Annotated in this window: 16 protein-coding genes and 10 pseudogenes; 14 read left to right on the top strand and 12 right to left on the bottom strand. The window is 46.9% G+C overall.

The genetic code is table 11. From position 1 onward, the window contains the following. Positions 1 to 56: 56 nt before the first annotated feature. Both J4617_RS02015 and J4617_RS02010 read left to right on the top strand, forming a co-directional pair. The gene (locus J4617_RS02015; RefSeq protein WP_001752421.1) at positions 57 to 326 is read left to right on the top strand and encodes a hypothetical protein; all 270 of its coding nucleotides are present in this window, start codon (positions 57 to 59) and stop codon (positions 324 to 326) included. 165 nt (positions 327 to 491) lie between these two features. Then, positions 492 to 632 (top strand): hypothetical protein, encoded by a 141-nt coding sequence (locus tag J4617_RS02010; protein ID WP_001617922.1) that lies wholly within the window; start codon positions 492 to 494, stop codon positions 630 to 632. 145 nt (positions 633 to 777) lie between these two features. On the opposite strand, the pseudogene J4617_RS02005 reads toward J4617_RS02010, so the two are convergent. Further along, positions 778 to 1,972: pseudogene (locus tag J4617_RS02005) on the bottom strand (IS256 family transposase). A 69-nt stretch (positions 1,973 to 2,041) separates the two neighbouring features. Between J4617_RS02005 and J4617_RS02000 the strand changes: the two are divergent. The 4 genes and pseudogenes from J4617_RS02000 to J4617_RS01985 form a co-directional block, all read left to right on the top strand. Continuing rightward, positions 2,042 to 2,464, top strand: a pseudogene (locus J4617_RS02000) (tyrosine-type recombinase/integrase); the annotation flags it as partial. A 1,083-nt stretch (positions 2,465 to 3,547) separates the two neighbouring features. Then, a complete protein-coding gene (locus J4617_RS01995) occupies positions 3,548 to 4,462 on the top strand; it encodes a DMT family transporter (RefSeq protein WP_001233445.1) in 915 nt (304 codons plus the stop codon). A 132-nt stretch (positions 4,463 to 4,594) separates the two neighbouring features. Then, entirely contained in the window at positions 4,595 to 4,753 is a 159-nt protein-coding gene (locus J4617_RS01990; RefSeq protein WP_000480735.1) for a DUF5993 family protein, read from the top strand. A gap of 9 nt (positions 4,754 to 4,762) precedes the next feature. Then, a complete protein-coding gene (locus tag J4617_RS01985) occupies positions 4,763 to 5,377 on the top strand; it encodes a disulfide bond formation protein B (protein WP_017466152.1) in 615 nt (204 codons plus the stop codon). Positions 5,378 to 5,703: 326 nt separating this feature from the next. Here the strand turns inward: J4617_RS01985 and J4617_RS23165 are convergent. Together J4617_RS23165 and J4617_RS01970 are read right to left on the bottom strand one after the other, a co-directional pair. Beyond that, positions 5,704 to 5,936 (bottom strand): annotated as a pseudogene (locus J4617_RS23165) (helix-turn-helix domain-containing protein); the annotation flags it as partial. 588 nt (positions 5,937 to 6,524) lie between these two features. After that, on the bottom strand, positions 6,525 to 6,650 hold the full coding sequence (locus J4617_RS01970; RefSeq protein WP_000457876.1) for a hypothetical protein: 126 nt from the start codon (positions 6,648 to 6,650) through the stop codon (positions 6,525 to 6,527). Here J4617_RS01970 and J4617_RS22890 point away from each other — a divergent pair. Together J4617_RS22890 and J4617_RS01960 are read left to right on the top strand one after the other, a co-directional pair. After that, positions 6,650 to 6,815 (top strand): annotated as a pseudogene (locus J4617_RS22890) (IS3 family transposase); the annotation flags it as partial. The gene J4617_RS01970 and the pseudogene J4617_RS22890 overlap by 1 nt on opposite strands. Positions 6,816 to 7,217: 402 nt before the next feature. Next, on the top strand, positions 7,218 to 7,418 hold the full coding sequence (locus tag J4617_RS01960; RefSeq protein ID WP_031608121.1) for a PagK family vesicle-borne virulence factor: 201 nt from the start codon (positions 7,218 to 7,220) through the stop codon (positions 7,416 to 7,418). 96 nt (positions 7,419 to 7,514) lie between these two features. Here J4617_RS01960 and J4617_RS22885 read toward each other — a convergent pair. The 4 pseudogenes from J4617_RS22885 to J4617_RS01950 form a co-directional block, all read right to left on the bottom strand. Then, positions 7,515 to 7,985 (bottom strand): annotated as a pseudogene (locus J4617_RS22885) (tail fiber assembly protein); the annotation flags it as partial. Positions 7,986 to 7,994: 9 nt separating this feature from the next. Then, a pseudogene (locus tag J4617_RS22880) lies at positions 7,995 to 8,339 on the bottom strand (macro domain-containing protein); the annotation flags it as partial. Continuing rightward, positions 8,337 to 8,552, bottom strand: a pseudogene (locus tag J4617_RS22875) (tail fiber protein); the annotation flags it as partial. The pseudogenes J4617_RS22880 and J4617_RS22875, both read right to left, overlap by 3 nt. Position 8,553: 1 nt before the next feature. After that, positions 8,554 to 8,814 (bottom strand): annotated as a pseudogene (locus tag J4617_RS01950) (DUF1441 family protein); the annotation flags it as partial. Between the two features lie 307 nt (positions 8,815 to 9,121). Here J4617_RS01950 and J4617_RS01945 point away from each other — a divergent pair. Next, positions 9,122 to 9,289 (top strand): lytic enzyme, encoded by a 168-nt coding sequence (locus J4617_RS01945; RefSeq protein WP_000789530.1) that lies wholly within the window; start codon positions 9,122 to 9,124, stop codon positions 9,287 to 9,289. A 256-nt stretch (positions 9,290 to 9,545) separates the two neighbouring features. On the opposite strand, the gene J4617_RS01940 is transcribed toward J4617_RS01945, so the two are convergent. Together J4617_RS01940 and J4617_RS01935 are read right to left on the bottom strand one after the other, a co-directional pair. Next, the gene (locus J4617_RS01940; RefSeq protein WP_001050883.1) at positions 9,546 to 10,079 is read right to left on the bottom strand and encodes a DUF2514 domain-containing protein; all 534 of its coding nucleotides are present in this window, start codon (positions 10,077 to 10,079) and stop codon (positions 9,546 to 9,548) included. 53 nt (positions 10,080 to 10,132) lie between these two features. Beyond that, a pseudogene (locus tag J4617_RS01935) lies at positions 10,133 to 10,324 on the bottom strand (glycoside hydrolase family 19 protein); the annotation flags it as partial. Here J4617_RS01935 and J4617_RS01930 point away from each other — a divergent pair. Together J4617_RS01930 and J4617_RS01925 are read left to right on the top strand one after the other, a co-directional pair. After that, positions 10,313 to 11,464: pseudogene (locus J4617_RS01930) on the top strand (exonuclease VIII); the annotation flags it as partial. The pseudogenes J4617_RS01935 and J4617_RS01930 sit on opposite strands and share 12 nt — an antisense overlap. Before the next feature lie 32 nt (positions 11,465 to 11,496). Then, entirely contained in the window at positions 11,497 to 12,576 is a 1,080-nt protein-coding gene (locus J4617_RS01925; RefSeq protein WP_017466154.1) for a tyrosine-type recombinase/integrase, read from the top strand. Positions 12,577 to 12,968: 392 nt separating this feature from the next. Here J4617_RS01925 and J4617_RS01920 read toward each other — a convergent pair whose 3' ends face one another. Genes J4617_RS01920 through yobA form a run of 3 tightly spaced genes read right to left on the bottom strand, consistent with a single transcriptional unit; the run spans position 12,969 to position 14,589 of the window. Beyond that, positions 12,969 to 13,322, bottom strand: a complete 354-nt coding sequence (locus J4617_RS01920) for a YebY family protein (protein ID WP_017466155.1) — start codon at positions 13,320 to 13,322, stop codon at positions 12,969 to 12,971. A gap of 16 nt (positions 13,323 to 13,338) precedes the next feature. Beyond that, positions 13,339 to 14,214, bottom strand: coding sequence for a copper homeostasis membrane protein CopD (copD, locus tag J4617_RS01915; protein WP_017466156.1), 876 nt, complete (start codon positions 14,212 to 14,214; stop codon positions 13,339 to 13,341). Then, positions 14,215 to 14,589 (bottom strand): CopC domain-containing protein YobA, encoded by a 375-nt coding sequence (gene yobA, locus J4617_RS01910; RefSeq protein ID WP_022544651.1) that lies wholly within the window; start codon positions 14,587 to 14,589, stop codon positions 14,215 to 14,217. Positions 14,590 to 14,726: 137 nt separating this feature from the next. Between yobA and J4617_RS01905 the strand changes: the two genes are divergently transcribed. The 3 genes from J4617_RS01905 (at position 14,727) to exoX (ending at position 16,443) form a co-directional block, all read left to right on the top strand. Next, entirely contained in the window at positions 14,727 to 14,957 is a 231-nt protein-coding gene (locus tag J4617_RS01905; protein WP_000856224.1) for a DNA polymerase III subunit theta, read from the top strand. 107 nt (positions 14,958 to 15,064) lie between these two features. Continuing rightward, entirely contained in the window at positions 15,065 to 15,721 is a 657-nt protein-coding gene (locus tag J4617_RS01900; protein ID WP_000100249.1) for a carbon-nitrogen hydrolase family protein, read from the top strand. Between the two features lie 23 nt (positions 15,722 to 15,744). Next, a complete protein-coding gene (exoX, locus tag J4617_RS01895; RefSeq protein WP_000944282.1) occupies positions 15,745 to 16,443 on the top strand; it encodes an exodeoxyribonuclease X in 699 nt (232 codons plus the stop codon). Positions 16,444 to 16,450 lie beyond the last annotated feature (7 nt).

The following is a 16,450-nucleotide window of genomic DNA, read 5'->3' as shown; positions in this document are numbered from 1 at the left end:
CTTTCCCCAAAAGACATGAGCAACCTCAAGCGCCTTGTCTGGATGATAACCACGGTATGAAGTTTGATAACACGTGGAATCAGGGCGTATGGTTCGCTCTCCGTTCAGCAACTGGACGCCCTTCTCCCCAGCCTTTCAGCGTTGAAGATTTGCCAGCGCTGGGTGAAGAGTATAGGCGAATTATGAAAATCATTTCTGCCGTTTATACTTCGAAAAAGACGTTATCAAAAAGGTGGTTCGCAAGCGCGGAGTTATTAAACCTTTACTTAACGAAATACGGTTTAAGTTGCTTGAATTGCAGCAGAAAGAAAACGACGGCTTGCTGATGCTGGACAAATTAAGCAAGCATGGCATCAATGGACTGATACGCCGTCAATAAAAGGAAGGGTGCATGGACGATCCCGTCACATCACCAATCACAACAGAAGAGCACAAAACAACATTTCACAGTGTAAAGGATAAAACACGATGCCATTTTCAATCAAAAACATATGTTCAGGTCCAAAAGGACATTGCCCAGAAATCTCCAGCCCTATACAGGACAAGCCAGTACCGAGGAATTGCACACTGACCTCAACAACATGCGATATACAGAGCTATACAGTATTCAGCAGATGGTCCTGCAGTTATGAAATGCGCCCACCCGGTGCAGAAGAAAGAACCCCACGACTAAAACTCTCAGCAACAGAGCTCTCATGGCTATCTAAAACAATAGAAACAGAGATGCGCAACACAAAAGAATGAGCCTGTCAGTAATTCTGTGTAACTGCCCAGTTATTAAAGGTGATCGCTCAGGCGGTCACCGAACTCGATAATAAAACGGCTCATCGCCAGCCGCCAGTTCTGGATCGGCATACTCCATTTTTTGACGCATCCTTGATCGCCAGATAAATAACTTTTCGTACTGAGTCATCCGTCGGGAACACCTTGCGTTTCTTAATCGCGGCACGGATCACGCAGTTCAGGGATTAGATTGCGTTTGTGGTGTAGATGGCCTTGCGGATATCCGGCGGATAACTGAAGAGCGTATTGAGGTTTTCCCAGTGCGCACGCCAGCTTTTGCTGATTTGCGGATATTTATCGTCCCGGGCTTTCGCGAACGCATCCATCGCCATCAGTGCCGCCTCTTCGGTCGGGGCCTGAGGCCGCTGGTGGCGACTTTGTAGCCTTTCCAGGCTACGTATTTCAGACTGTTACGCACCATGTGGATACTGCACAGCTGGATATGGGGCTGCGGGAAGACGCTGTTTATCGCATCCGGGAAGCCCTTCAGACCATCCACACAGGCAATCAGGATGTCCTGAACGCCCCGGGTTTTCAGCTCCGTCAGCACGCTTAGCCAGAACTTTTCGCCTTCATTTTCGGCCAGCCACATACCCAGTAACTCTTTCTGGCCTTCGGTGTTGATACCCAGTGCCAGGAAGACGGCTTTGTTGATTACGCTGCCATTCTGACGGACTTTGACGACAATGCAGTCCATATAAACAATGGGGTACAGCGCATCCGGTTGCCGGTTTTGCCTCTCAGTGACCTGCTCTTTTACGGCGTCGGTGACTTTAGATATCAGCGAGGGTGACACATTGGCGTCGTACATCTCTTTGAAGGTGGCGACGATTTCGCGGGTAGTCATGCCTTTGGCGTAGAGGGATAAAATTTGGCTGTCCATCTGCGTAATGCGCGTCTGGTGCTTCTTAAGCAGCTGTGGTTCGAAGGTGTTTTCACGGTCACGCGGTGTGTTGAGTTCTATCTCGCCGTCATCGCACAACACTGTTTTGGACGAGTAGCCATTACGGGTGTTTGAGCCTGTTTTGGGCGCATTTTTCTCATACCCGGGGTGGTCAGCCAGCTCCGCATTGAGCGCCGTTTCGACAGTTAATTTCGTCAGCATACGGGAAAACGAATTGAGGTCGGCTTCGGTTTTAAGGCCTTTAGCCAGTTCAACCACAAGGGCTTTGAGTTTCTTTTCGTCCATAATTGCCTGTCTCCGTTACTGGAGTGAACATATCAAAAACAGGCAATTACACAATTTTACTTACAGTCTCAGTTCAGTCACATTATTGATGAGCGACTGTACGTTAAGCAAATCAAGACCGGGATGAAAATCGCTCTGCCACTTTCGCTCAACCTTCCTTCCATGGATTTACGCCTCAGTACGGTGATTGAGCGTTGCCGCCTGGTAAGCCGTAGCGAATACCTTATCAGCGCTGGCATACGCAAAAACAGCCCGAACGGGAGTATTCATCCTGATAGCCTGACTAAAAAATTTGTTGCGGCACGAAAATTGACCGGAATAAATTTCAGTGAAAACCCACCGCCGTTTCACGAGATCCGCAGCTTATCCGGACGACTGTATAAAGACGCTTACGGCGAAGGGTTTGCTCAGAAACTCCTGGGACATACTTCAGAGAACACAACAAAAATATACCTTGATGGACGTGACGAAAAGGCATACATGATGCTCTGATTTTCTGTTTTAAAAATGTTAAATCAGGTTTTATCGTGGTATAAAGAAAAAAGACCGAATACAGAAATTCGGACATATTTCGGGCCATTTTGCGTATAAATCCCCCGACCAAACAAACTCACTGCCCAATACATCACTCCCCTCTTCCATTGGGGGACTCTCGATGCCAAATGCCCATGTAGACGAAGGCTTAATAGTGATGCCAACAAAAGCGATCGCGAAAAGTTGAACAGGTGGCTAGTTTCAGATTAAACACATTGGTTAGTCATCCTGAACAAGTAAAATCCGCCGCAACTGGCAACCATTCAATACTCGCACTATCGAACGATCGCCAGCTTGCCGCAGCCCGTTCTTGCATACGATGTGGCTGCGGTTCCATCACATCAGGAATGTGAAAATCGGGATAAACCTGCCACTTAACCTGAAGCAGGTCTTCATAGCGGGTGGTATACCGAGGCGAAAGCATTTCTCTTAAGGTCGCCATATAAAAACATTCTATTACAACGAGTTATCTCCTCCTGCCTCCGCCCCGGCGCAAAGCTATAGTTTTTTCTATCTCCTTGTGAAACAAACAATTATTCTTGCTATGGTGCTGATTAACAATCGTTCGCGGGCAACGTACATTCAGCGAGTTTCAGAGCTTCCTGACGGAATTCAGCCGGTGCTATTTCTGGGGCTTCTTACTGGTTGATACAGATCCTGCCTCTTACTTGAGAATTTACTCATTTAGCCGTATGTCCATTATGGGTGGATAAGATCATTTATCATCGTAAGGGTTGAAAGCGATAAGTTAAACTTGTCCTGGCTCAACAAGGGACCCGACTAATGATGAGCTCTTCATCTTCAAGGCGTTTTATGCCTTCCAGCAAGAATAGACATTAAATCGACAACTGCTGCCAGGTCTTACAGGCGCAGTGGACAATCGTGTGGTAACAGCCTGAGTCATTTATTATTTTTCTCATTCAGCATAACTGCGTCTTCTGATAGAGAAATTTTTATCTAAACATATAAAAAACACAGTGAAGAAAACGCTACTTTTTTCTAGCTAAAAAGCTAAATTAATTTTTTTACGGAGAGGATCTTATGCGCAAGGTGTCGATATCTATATTATTCATGCTAGTTTCACTGACTTGGGGGACTACATGGTTGGCCATGCGAATTGCCGTTGAAACTATCCCTCCAGTGTTTGCAACCGGAATGAGGTTTATGTTTGCAGCACCTTTTTTAATCATCATTGCATGGTTAAGAAAAAAAACACTGTTGTTTCCTCCCGGACAACGATTATTCCAGTTTGTGATATGCATCTTTTATTTTTGCATTCCTTTCTCACTAATGATTTATGGTGAAACCTATGTCAACTCTGGGCTTGCCGCCATTATCTTTGCGAATATGCCTGTGGCCGTTTTGATAGCATCGGTTTTGTTTCTAAATGAAAAAGCGAAACTAATGCAGATCGCGGGCTTAACTATCGCAATCACTGCATTGACGGGGATACTTCTTGAAGAAACGAATACAAGTACAGAGAGTCACTGGCAGGGTATCACTGCGCTTATTTCTGCTGTGTTAATCCATGCCATAATATATACACAATGTAAGAAAAGAAGTTGTACTGTCTCTGTTATCACATTTAATGCGCTCCCGTGCCTTTTAGCTGGGTTGATACTTTCTGCGACAGGATGGTTTTTTGAAAGACCACAAGTATCAACCTTCTCAGTACACTCAATATTAGCTACCCTGTATCTCGGGGCTTTTGCCGGAGTTTTTGGTATCCTGTGCTACTTTGCGCTTCAGCAAAAGGCTAATGCCTTCCAGGCTTCGCTTGTATTTCTTATCTTTCCGCTGATTGCGGTAAGTCTGGAAGACTATATTTATGGATATGCTATTTCAACACACTCAATGCTGCTTATTATACCATTAGTTATCGGGATATTTCTTACTCTTGTCGCCAGAAATATCCCTGTAACCAGCAGATGCCGGGATAACTCATCACAGAAATAATCGATTTATAATAACGCAAATAATTCCTGATGCCTTACTGAGCTCCGGCTAATGCGGGGTGGATAAGCTGGAATACAGACCCGGTAATACACAGCGATTATATTAACAAGCAATGTAATAAAGGAGTTTTTTATGTTCATGTTTCTGCCATTCTTGCTTGCACTGAGCGTGGCAATGGGGGCCATAAACAGAAAGGATAAAGTCAGCTACATTCTGTGGGCCGTTTTACTCATCGTCACTATTTTATCATTCATTCATCATATGACCAATTCGCTGACTTTGTCATTTTAAGGAGTGTGTATGAAAACGCATCATCATCCAACAACACTTGTTCATCTGATTAATCAGGTGGGACTCCTTGGGATATGCGTTGCTCTGGTTGTAGCCTTTTATTATCAACTCGTCAGGCATGAGCTGCCTTGTCCAATTTGCTTATTACAGCGGGCTGGCCTCATCATCGCCGGTTTTGGCTTTTTATTTAACCTCTGCTTTGGTCTACGAGGTATACATTACGGGATGGTAATTATTGGCAGTATCCTGACCGGAGTTATGGCATCCCGGCAAATATGTTTGCATATCATGCCCGGTGACACAGGATATGGTTCTGCATTTTTTGGATTACACTTTTATACCTGGACTCTGATTACGTCAATTCTGATTATTATTGCTGTTGCGGTAATTCTGGCAATCAGTAGCATGAATGTTGCATTTCGTTCATTGAATATTAATCCGGACCTGTTCAGTATTGTCGGTTGGGTATTTCTGTTACTGATTACTGCCAACCTTATTTCAACTGTACTGGAATGTGGCGGAGGGGAATGTGCTGCTAACCCGGTCACATATAAGCTACTGTCGAAACAGGATATTGCCTTTCTGAAAACAGGCCTCCTGACGAGGACAGTTCTCCGGTTATGACGCACTTTTAAAATGACTGATTGGTAAATATATAGCAAGCACCTGTCTTGTAGAAATTGGAATGGTTATGGGCTAACACGGAAGTTACAGTAACATTGAAATGGTGCAATAACAGGAATCAAACTTACAACCTTCGCATTACGAATTAGTAGAATCACATTTAACTAACTGTTTCAAATACACATTTCCGCATTCACATTGCTCAACTCAATGGCACATGATGTTAGAAATAGAATGATGCTTCACCATGTTTGACACAAAAATGGCACACCCTATAAAGCATCCACAGCACATATTTGGGTGGCACGCACCGTGGAAATACTGCATTACCCTAACACAGGGAATTTTCTGTACAGCGTCGACAGCCCCGCATCATAAATAATCGCTACCTGCTGTCGCGGTACTCCTGCCCTAATAAGGTACCCTGCCTGCGCCCATTGCTCCGGCGTCAGTTTTGGCCTACGGCCACCAATGTAGTGGCACTGTAGTGGCACACTGGGTACTGAAGCAATGGCCACAACTGGCGCTTGATGCTATCAGCCAGATAACCTTCCAGATGGATAACAAACATAGCAGCTATCCTGTCTGTATCGGAATTGTAAAACCAGACGTTGACCATCTTCATCAAGGTTAAAGGAACAAAGAGCTCTTTAAAGTAACTCTTTGTTCCATTACGATAGTTTAAATATGATGTTCTGAATGGGCCTTCACTACATGAACAGGAAAGGCTCAGGATAACCACTTCTCAGACATTAAAAGCAAATGAGAAAACCAAGGGGGCCTAAACCTGCCGCCAGGGAACAAACCTTTGCACAGTCTGCAGTGCTACCACCGTCCCCTATGCACCCCAGGGCGAACGCTGGCTGGGCAGCAGACGACAACAGCAGAAGAGTTGTTATGAATAAAACTTTACGTGATTTAATAAGAGAAAACATATTATTACCCTCATAGTAAGCAGTATTAAATAAGCCGGGATATATCTGATGTTCAATCAGTCCCTCATATAGGGTTAGCACCATAGCGAGTCGTTTTCACAAAAAACACAGACTGTTGAAACTTTATTTATCACTTTGACATTTGCAATACATGACACATGATTAGCTTCAGCCGCCATTATAGGGAAAGCTCCATTTCCATACTCATTTACTCACTTCTCCCTGCGGAAAAAGAAATGCAGTATAGCCAGCGTGGTGCTTTTGCTGAAACCAGGCGCGAGCAACACGGCAATGATGATCGGCGTCAGAATGAGTTCGGAATCGGCATTGGCAAACAAGGCGCACAGTCGTTAATACCCACCAGCAGTTCCGGCAGGACTGCGACAATGTCGTAAGAGAGGCCTTCAGCCAGGCAAAACAGCGCTACGGTGCGCCCCGGCTTGCTGAGGAAGTGAACCTGGGGCCTGAGGTACAATGTAAAAACGATAGCGTCCAGCCTGCGGTCAGGGTCTGCGGCGATCTCAGTCCGGAACAATTTGAAAACCAGAACCTCGCTTAAGGCTGTGTCCACAATACGCGGACAGGATCAAAACTGTTAGTGTGGCTGGCTTACAATAATGAAGTGAAGTTGATTGATATAACAAACACTCCTGATAATGTTAACTGGCCTGTTCCTCCAGGGGAGCGAGCCAGCCATGATTTGAAAAGCACATGAAATCACTTTCACATGAATTAATTTACATTGGAAATAAAATATAATAGTGCTTATCATTTTTATTTAAGTTAAATATTTTATAAATGGTTTTTATTTACTCACCTGATGGTAATGAATAACGTTTAATATCTATAGTAAAGGATGCTGTAACCGTAAGGATAGTGTGCCACAATTTAACAGGTAACATATTATGAAACACGTTAAGAGCGTATTTTTAGCAATGGTTTTAATATTACCATCTTCACTATATCCTGCTCTTACAATAGCGGCAGACTCTCAAGATCATAAAAAAGAAGAAACAATTAAGCCAATGCCTCAAAAGTGGTGTAATCTTTGGCCTGCTGACATACCCTTCCCTGAAGATTGGTTTAAAATGTGTAGAGGTTATTGAGTATAAATTTAATATACTAACCAGTAACCATATCAGTTATGACAGACAGGCCTTCTTCATATTTGCTATAAATAAGGCCTGAGTTTTCCTGACAAATTATAAACTACTGGCTGGTTTCTCCGGCCAGACAGGCTTTAAAGTATCAACACGGTTTACCTGTACCCGGTACTTTCTCCATGCCAGAAGAGAAGCTTTTTCTTTATTGGTTGCTTCGTCCAGATCCACTCCATCCTGTAACGGCGCGATTTTTTCAGACGCTATTTGCAGGAGTCTGTTTTTCGTTCCTTCAGCTTCACGAAGTCTGGCTGCGGCCTCCGCAGCTTCATCATTCATCCAGACCTGAGCCTTACTATCCCATTTTTTGTATCCACCACCTGGTGAAACTGATGTGACGTTTTCAGGTAGCGGACCAAGATCGGAGATATAAACCTGATTGCCGGTTGTTGTGTCGTAAACCGTCTCGCCGCGGTGATCCTCCTGCAGACTCCACGTTTGGGTTTCAGCGTCAAAAACAGCAATATGACTGGAGGGAATATCAGGAGGGGCTATATCAGTACAATTTGCCGGGCGACGCTGTCCGGGGGGGACCTGACCACATCCGGCCCCCATTGCAGGTAATGCAACAGATGTAATTTTCCGGTCTTCTCCGGCGCTTTTATTGTGCTGAAAAATTGCCAGTAACGCAGCCCGTGTTGCATTATAAACCGCGTCGGTGCCGTCAATAATCAGCGGAACGCGCATCGTCGGGGCGTGAACCAGCCACGGATGTTTACTGTTACCCGTTTCAATAACAAAGGCGGTGCCGACGGGCTGTTCCCCCAAGTATTCACGGATGATATTTTGCTGTACCCGTTCCTGTAATTGCGACCCGAAATATGCCGTAATAGCAGCATCCACACCGCCGTCCATAAGACCAAAGGTTTCCGCATTACCGTCTGCGTCCACAATAACGACGTGTCCGTGTGGACCGATATACATGGTGTGCTCGTGTCCTCCGATATAAACTGTATGCGCATGGTCGCCAGCGGCCTGTGTCCACGCACCACCTCCTAGCTGAAATGAAGTGTGATTGGAATCTCCCCAGTATGAATTGATATAACCGCCGAACTGGTTAGTATGATTGCCCGTGGTATTAACGCCCCTTTTCGGAGTCAAACCAGTTCTTACGCTCTTTTGGAGTCATTTTATTCGGGTCCTGATGTTCAGCAGCCTGGGAAACGGGCGTTTCCATCAGTACGCGGATCACATCCGTCAGGAGATACAGCTTGTTTTTTTCATTGCTTCCCAGTGCCAGGGGAACGCCCGAGAGGCGACTGACAACCGTCTGTCGATGTAACCCTGTAATAGCGGCAAGCTGACAGATATTGCATTTGAGGTTCTTCAGTTCGCCGTCCATTTTTACCTCTGGGGCTGTTTCTTAGCGCGCCCTCGCCCGGAAAAACAAAATATAACGAACAAAAAACATACAAACCATCATCTTTTAAAAATAAATGACATTAAAACAGAGAGTTACAACATGATGATGATGCATGAAAAATCAAAAATGCGCCAAATCCCGCGCCGCTGCCGCCCCGTGGCAGACCGCCCCGCCGGGAGTACCTTTTTAAAATACGAACAATTATCAACAACTACCACTTAATGATTATTTATTTCATTTTGCGATATTGATTATCATTTTCAATAACAACACACAGAGAACATAAATGAAAAACATCATCACTATTATCGTAGCCATTATTATCGTTTTTTATGCAGGTATGTGGTCGCAGAAATTCCTGATGGAAGATGAGTGCCTTGATTCAGGTGGTTCATACAATGAAAATGGAATTTGCAATATTGCAGGCAGTCATCAGGATGTTCCCCCTAAGTAAGCAGAATGCTTTTTAAATTCGTTACCCACCTCTACAGATAAGGAGGCGAATGGTCACTAAAAGTAAAATCCATTGCAGAAGAATTTCCGGAAAGTTGTTATTCCAGCACCCCGACAGGTTATTCAGACAGATTTCAGCTATATCAAAACTGAGTGAGTACTTATCAGTTTCATCTGGTGAAAAACCTGTTCTTATTCATCTGGTTCCATCTGATGATATGTAGTCACTTTTTTACAGCAATATTACAGGGGGAGTTTCAATGCCTCCTGTAATTATTTGACTCTCTCACCGAATCATATACTCGTTCACACGTCATTCCTGCCCGGTAGCGCTCGTCAGCGATTCCAGCATAATGTTTAGCTTCTTCTGCAATATCTCCGAGCATGTTGGCAAGCATTCTGGCGTCGGCGTTGGTTGTTTTGCTTCTGACGGCAGCGGCAAGATTTGCGGTGTGCTTTGCGGCGTCCAGGCGGGTGGCAAGTTTTTTTGCTTCGGTACGCAGCTGGCTAACAGTGGCAGACAGGCCAGCAGCAGTGGCAGCAGATTTAGCGGCTTGCGCTTGTGCATCTTTCACAGCCTCATCACGGGCAATAACGCGGCCCTGTTCAATAATACGGGCGGCGGTCTGGGCGTTGACTTCCTGAGAGGATTCAGCGCTGTCGCGATCTGCCCATTTTTTTTGCCAGCCCCTGTCACTCCAGACATTACCGGCGATAAACGCACCAGCCATCAGCAAAATAAACACCAGCTGCAACCAGTATCTTTTCAGAAGAGCAGATAACAGATTCATACCAGCACCGATTTTGCTTTCTCAAAGCGCTCCCGCCGATCACCGATGCCGTTCTACCCTCCGTTGATGATCTGCGTAACACGTACCAGGTCGCCGGAATATTTCAGACACCCTTTAGTCACAAAAAGCCACGCTGCGGATCGGGCGGCATGACGTTCTAGCTCAAGCTGTCCTGGATTCGCCACTAGATCCAGTTTCAGTGCAACGCCACATCTGGTGTAATTCTCCAGCCCGGTAATCCTGATCTTCGCCGAACGTGGTGCGAAAGCTTTCTTGCCGTTCATGGCGTTCGCGATCCGGACTGGTACGAATATGTGCCTGATAACCCCCCAACAACCCATGAAGAAAATGCAGCAAGGCTTAGTCAGGCGGGCAAATGTCTGCGGGATATTGAGGCAGGGAGATTTCAGTGTGATGAAGAAAAACAGCAACCGACAGGCGAACTGGCAGATGAACCAGCAACGCCTGAAGCAGTGGAACAGGACACAACTGAACATCATCCGGACCCACAGCCGCTGGAGAATGAACCACCTGTAAGCCAGACAGAAGCAGGCTACCAGAAAATACGGGCAGAACTGCACGAAGCACGTAAAAACATTCCACCCAAAAACCCGGTTGATGTTGGTAAACAACTGGCAGCCGCGCGCGGTGAATATGTCGAAGACATCAGCGACCCGAACGATCCGAGGTGGGTTCATAACAATTACAGCGCCTCAAATCAGGGTGAAAAAGAAGAAGTGGTGCCGGAGGAAAAACAACCAGCAGCAGAGCCGGAGGTTGTCACCAGAAACGCGGACGGGACTTTCGATGTATCAGCGCTATTCCCGCCCCCCTCAAACCAGACCGAAAAAACGGAAGCCAGAACAGAAAGAGATGGAGAAACGCCGAAAGAGAGCAACCAGCAGGAAACGGCTGGCGATACAGGACAGGAAATTACAACGGACGGTGGATCAGGTACTGGCGGTGATGAAGCTGGCGAAGCGGCAGATCCCGTAGAAAACGGAAATTTCACTGTCCCTGATGATATACAGCCAGGCATTTACTATGACATCCCTAACGAGGCGTATCACGCTGGCCAGGGGGTCAGTAAATCACAGCTTGATGATATCGTAGATACACCAGCAATTTATCTTTGGCGCAAAAATGCCCCCGTGGACACGGAGAAAACAAAGTCTCTTGATACAGGAACGGCTTTTCACTGCCGGGTACTGGAACCAGAGGAATTCAGTAAACGCTTCATCATCGCACCGGAGTTTAACCGCCGTACCAGTGCAGGAAAAGAAGAAGAGAAAACCTTTCTGGAAGAGTGCGCCCGGACAGGAATAACCGTGCTTACGGCAGAAGAAGGCCGGAAAATCGAATTTATGTACCAGAGTGTGATGGCGTTAACCGAGTGCATTGCTGGAGAAGTTGATCAGTGAGTCGAAAAAAGTACGATGCTAACCTTCCGAGGTACCTCACCTACCGTAAGGCCAGTAAATCTTTTTTCTGGCGTAACCCGGTAACTGACAAGGAATTTCCGCTCGGTCAGATCGCCCGCAGGGACGCAATCACACAGGCCATAGAGGCAAACAACTTCATAGCGCAAAACCACACGCCAGTGGCGCTTATTGAAAAACTAAAAGGAACGGACTCATTCACTGTGTCCGCATGGATTGATCGCTATGAGGTTTTATTACAGCGCCGGAGTCTGTCGGTTAATACCTACAAGATTCGCAGTAATCAATTAGCGACCGTACGCGAAAAAATGGGAGAAATAATACTGGCAGAAGTAACAACCCGGCACATTGCCAAGTTTCTTGAGTCGTGGATAACCGAGGGAAAAAAGACTATGGCGGGAGCAATGAGATCAGTTCTATCTGACATGTTCAGAGAGGCTATTGTCGAAGGGCATATTGTGAAAAACCCGGTGGAAGCAACCCGGATACCAGAGATTAAGGTTGCCAGGGAACGCCTGCAACTGGAAACATATAACGCCACGCGGACGGCGGCAGAACATCTGCCTGTGTGGTTTCCTCTTGCGATGGATCTCGCGCTGGTTACTGGTCAACGTAGGGAGGATATCGTAAATATGAAATTTAGTGATGTTGTTGACAACCGCTTATACGTAACTCAGATTAAAACCGGAATGAAAATAGCCATTCCCCTCTCCCTGACACTTCGGGCGACGGGGTTACGTCTGGGAACGGTAATCGATCGCTGCCGACTGGTAAGCCGCACTGATTTCATGATCAGTGCCGGAATCAGGAAAAATAGCCCAACCGGGAATATTCATCCGGATGGATTGACAAAGACATTTGTAAAAGCAAGAAAAGCCTCCGGTGTTAACTTCAGCAATAATCCACCGACATTTCACGAGATCCGAAGTCTGGCCGGACGGCTGTACAAAAACGAGCACGGCGAGGTGTTCGCCCAAAAACTCCTGGGCCACACATCAGCGAACACCACGAAACTCTATCTCGATGAGCGTGATGATAAAGCTTATATGATGCTCTAATACTCCAATTTTCGTTGTGAAATAAATGTTAAATTTAATTTGATTGTGATATAACCAAAAAGACCGGAATACAGAAATTCGGAAAAATTTCGGAAAATTTCGGAAAATTTCGGAAAACGGATCGTAAGCGACTGTTTTATAAGAAAAATAAAAAGAGACCGAATACGATTCCTGTATTCGGTCCAGGGAAATGGCTCTTGGGAGAGAGCCGTGCGCTAAAAGTTGGCATTAATGCAGGCTAAATCGCCTTGCCCTTTAAGAATAGATGACGACGCCAGGTTTTCCAGTTTGCGACGAAGGTGATTGAAAAAACCTGGCGTTTTGTCTGTTATCAGAGATAAAAAAACCGTAAGCCTTTTCGTGAAGGTTTACGGTTTTTTATTAAAAATCAGTCAGCTATTGTATGGATCACAAAGCTTTTGCGCACGTTCGATAAACGGCGCCAGACTCATTTTCTCACCGGGCTTCGCCGGGTTATCGATTTGAATGACGGCAATAGGCTGAGCGCGCGTTTTACCCTCCGCTACTTGCTGTTCGGCAATGGCATTCAAGGGATACTGCACCAGCGTACTGGGGTTGATCACATAGAGCGCCTGGCCAGGCCGACAGGTCAACATGACCTCTTCCCGATTAAACGCCCACTTGTCTTTTCCTACTTCAAAACGACTTACGGTAATCACCTGCGGCGCCGCCAACGCTACGCCCGAAGTGGCCAGCAGAAGCGCCGGAAGGAGTATTTTTTTCATTCGTTATGCCAGTCCATCAAAAAGGTTCGAGGGTTGCAAACAGGCTGACGATCGCCAGAACTATGCCTCCAACTCCCCATTCAATTTGCGTCATCCTGACAAACCATAGGTCAGTCCGGGGATTTTCCTGTCGCATACGTGGTACGAGAACATACCGATTCGTCAGCGCAATTGCTACCATAAGCACGACCAGCGCACATTTTAACAAAAGCAACTGTCCATAGGTGGTCTGCCAGATAGCGGTAAATCCCGTGATAAATAGCGTGTTGCCAATGCCTGTGAGCAATACGCCCGCCACAAAAAAGTGACCATAACGAGAAAAACGCATCATGGCGCTAATAGCATGTTGACGCCAGCGTCCCTGAGCCATGCACATACAATAAACCACTGGCAACAGCCCACCAAACCAGGCTGCGGCACAGAGTAAATGCAGAGCATGGTTAATCTGCTGTAATGTTCCCGCTACACCGTCGCGCATCGTCGCATGTCCAACGCCTGCCAGCAGGATAAACTGAGCAACGGTTAGAATAAGAAGCCGTCGTTGCATTTTTACCGGCGCAATGACTACCACCGCCAGCGTGACCAGCGCGAGGATAATTTGCCATATCCAGACCGCGCCAAAGCGGGTTTGCAGTACCGCGCCCCACACCGAGACGGAAAAAACATCGGGCCAGCCGCCGCCCATCAGTCCGCCCTGAATCGCCAGCATAAAAGCCGCGCTGATAACGCTCCAGGCGGCGGCATGTCGTTGCAGATGTAAAAATCGACGCGTCATTAAACGACGAATTGATGCGGGTGCCAGCCAGGCGCCGTAAAGCGCGCAGCCGTAGACCAGCATCAAACTAGCAAAATGAATAAATCGGAGAGTTATCCAGACGAATGTCAGCATCATTTATTTCACGCTGAAGGTGTATTTCCCTTTTGTTTTATGTCCATCCACCGACACAACGTGCCAGTCTACCGTGTAAGCGCCAGATTTTAACGGCTGCTCAAGCGGGATAATCAACTGCGTTTTATCCTGTTCATTTCGCTTTGCCGGGCGCGTTTTGATGAGCTCTTGCTGAGGGCCAGTAATGGTTGCGCCGCTGAACCCTGGCTCAATCCCTTCAGAAAAGTTCAGGGTCAGCGCCTGTGGCGAGGCCGTAACGGCAGCATTCGCCGCTGGATACTGATGCGTCAGGTGCGCATGTGCCCAGGCCGCTGGCGTCGCAAATGTCGATGCCAGCAGCAGTAAAGCTAAACGTCGCGATCGTGCAGAAGAAGCCATATTCACTATTCCTTTTTGTTATACCTACGTTACAAAGAATAACCTTCAACAATCAATGAGTCGAGGATCATCATTTCCATCTTGCCATTACCGCGGACTCTTAGTACCTTCTGGCGGCAACAAAAAAGGAGACACGTATGAAAACAAATCTGGCTCAGCTTGAACAAGCGGAAATGGATAAAGTCAATGTGGACCTGGCGGCAGCCGGGGTGGCATTTAAAGAGCGCTACAATATGCCAGTTGTCGCGGAGGCGGTCGAACGTGAGCAGCCAGAGCATCTACGCGCCTGGTTTCGTGAGCGGCTGATTGCCCATCGTCTGGCTTCCGTATCACTATCCCGACTCCCTTACGAACCCAAAGTTAAATAAAAATTATATAACGTTACACTTCCTTACATGCAGACGACTACATTATAAGGCGATTCTTAACCTATGCTTTTTAGAATGGCTGTAGAGACTATGAAAAGGAAGTCATTATGTCCTCCTGGAAAATTGCTGCTGCGCAGTATGCGCCCCTGAACGCCTCGCCGGCGGAGCATGTCGCCCATCATCTGGAATATATTGAGCTTGCGGCTCGTCAACAGTGCGAACTGCTGGTCTTTCCGTCGCTGTCGCTATTAGGCTGCGACGAAAGAAATAAACCGTTGCCCGCCCCGCCTGACGAGGCGCTTTTACAGCCGCTCACTCATGCGGCCGATACCCACCATATGACTATCATTGTGGGTATGCCTGTTGAGCATAACTGCCGCTTCGTAAAAGGCATCGCTATTTTTGCCCCATGGCTAACGTCGCCGCTCATGTTTCACAAAAGTCATGGCGCCTGTATTGCCAGGCAGCGAAGCGCTATCAACGTGGTGGATGAGCAGCCAGAAGGTGGTGATATAGATCCCTCATTTACGTTATTCACAACCAGTCAATGTCTTAACGAACCTGAACTCCATGCTTCTACCTCACGCTTACAACGTTTTTCGCATAAATATGCGCTGGCCGTACTGATGGCCAATGCCTGTGGCAGTAGCGCGCTGTGGGATGAAAGCGGGCAACTTATTGTTCGTGCCGATTGCGGTTCGCTATTACTGACGGGCCTGCGCACAACGGAGGGTTGGCAAGGCGATATCATTCCATTACGCTAAGGTCTTTGGGTGAGGAATGAATCATGTTGCGGATTATAGACACGGAAACCTGCGGGCTGCAGGGCGGGATCGTAGAGATAGCCTCTGTAGATGTCATTGATGGCAACATTGTCAATCCCATGAGTCACCTGATACGCCCCGATCGCCCTATTACGCCGCAGGCGATGGCGATACACCGTATTACCGAAGCCATGGTCGCCGATAAGCCGTGGATTGAAGATGTCATACCGCTTTATTACGGTAGTGAGTGGTATGTCGCTCACAATGCCAGTTTCGACAGACGCGTATTACCTGAATTGCCGGGTGAGTGGATCTGTACCATGAAGTTGTCGCGACGCCTGTGGCCGGGAATAAAATACAGCAATATGGCGCTCTATAAATCGCGTAAACTAAGCGTACAAACGCCGCCGGGGCTGCATCATCACCGGGCGCTTTATGATTGCTATATCACCGCCGCCTTGCTGATTGATATTATGCGAACCACCGGCTGGACCGCGGAAGAAATGGTCAATATCACGGGCCGTCCTGCGCTGTTAACCACTTTCCCGTTCGGTAAATACCGCGGTAAGGCGGTATCTGAAGTCGCAAAACGCGATCCGGGCTATTTACGCTGGCTTTTTAATAACCTTGATAATATGAGCCCGGAACTTCGCCTGACGCTTAAACACTACCTGGAAGATGTTCAGGCTGGCGAGCAACGCAGCAATGGAACACCACAATAACCCGCGA

The sequence above is a fragment of the Salmonella sp. 32010601201800023SM genome, from assembly GCF_017572235.1.
Classification (GTDB): Bacteria; Pseudomonadota; Gammaproteobacteria; order Enterobacterales; family Enterobacteriaceae; genus Salmonella; species Salmonella enterica.
This window is presented reverse-complemented; position numbering and strand designations above follow the sequence as displayed.

Excerpts from the sequence above, each read along its gene's own strand:
- J4617_RS02015 (WP_001752421.1), top strand. The coding sequence starts at position 57 with ATGAAGTTTGATAACACGTGGAATCAGGGCGTATGGTTCGCTCTCCGT.
- J4617_RS02010 (WP_001617922.1), top strand. The coding sequence starts at position 492 with ATGTTCAGGTCCAAAAGGACATTGCCCAGAAATCTCCAGCCCTATACA.
- J4617_RS01995 (WP_001233445.1), top strand. The coding sequence starts at position 3,548 with ATGCGCAAGGTGTCGATATCTATATTATTCATGCTAGTTTCACTGACT.
- J4617_RS01990 (WP_000480735.1), top strand. The coding sequence starts at position 4,595 with ATGTTCATGTTTCTGCCATTCTTGCTTGCACTGAGCGTGGCAATGGGG.
- J4617_RS01985 (WP_017466152.1), top strand. The coding sequence starts at position 4,763 with ATGAAAACGCATCATCATCCAACAACACTTGTTCATCTGATTAATCAG.
- J4617_RS01960 (WP_031608121.1), top strand. The coding sequence starts at position 7,218 with ATGAAACACGTTAAGAGCGTATTTTTAGCAATGGTTTTAATATTACCA.
- J4617_RS01945 (WP_000789530.1), top strand. The coding sequence starts at position 9,122 with ATGAAAAACATCATCACTATTATCGTAGCCATTATTATCGTTTTTTAT.
- J4617_RS01940 (WP_001050883.1), bottom strand. The coding sequence starts at position 10,079 with ATGAATCTGTTATCTGCTCTTCTGAAAAGATACTGGTTGCAGCTGGTG.
- J4617_RS01920 (WP_017466155.1), bottom strand. The coding sequence starts at position 13,322 with ATGAAAAAAATACTCCTTCCGGCGCTTCTGCTGGCCACTTCGGGCGTA.
- copD (WP_017466156.1), bottom strand. The coding sequence starts at position 14,214 with ATGATGCTGACATTCGTCTGGATAACTCTCCGATTTATTCATTTTGCT.
- yobA (WP_022544651.1), bottom strand. The coding sequence starts at position 14,589 with ATGGCTTCTTCTGCACGATCGCGACGTTTAGCTTTACTGCTGCTGGCA.
- J4617_RS01905 (WP_000856224.1), top strand. The coding sequence starts at position 14,727 with ATGAAAACAAATCTGGCTCAGCTTGAACAAGCGGAAATGGATAAAGTC.
- J4617_RS01900 (WP_000100249.1), top strand. The coding sequence starts at position 15,065 with ATGTCCTCCTGGAAAATTGCTGCTGCGCAGTATGCGCCCCTGAACGCC.
- exoX (WP_000944282.1), top strand. The coding sequence starts at position 15,745 with ATGTTGCGGATTATAGACACGGAAACCTGCGGGCTGCAGGGCGGGATC.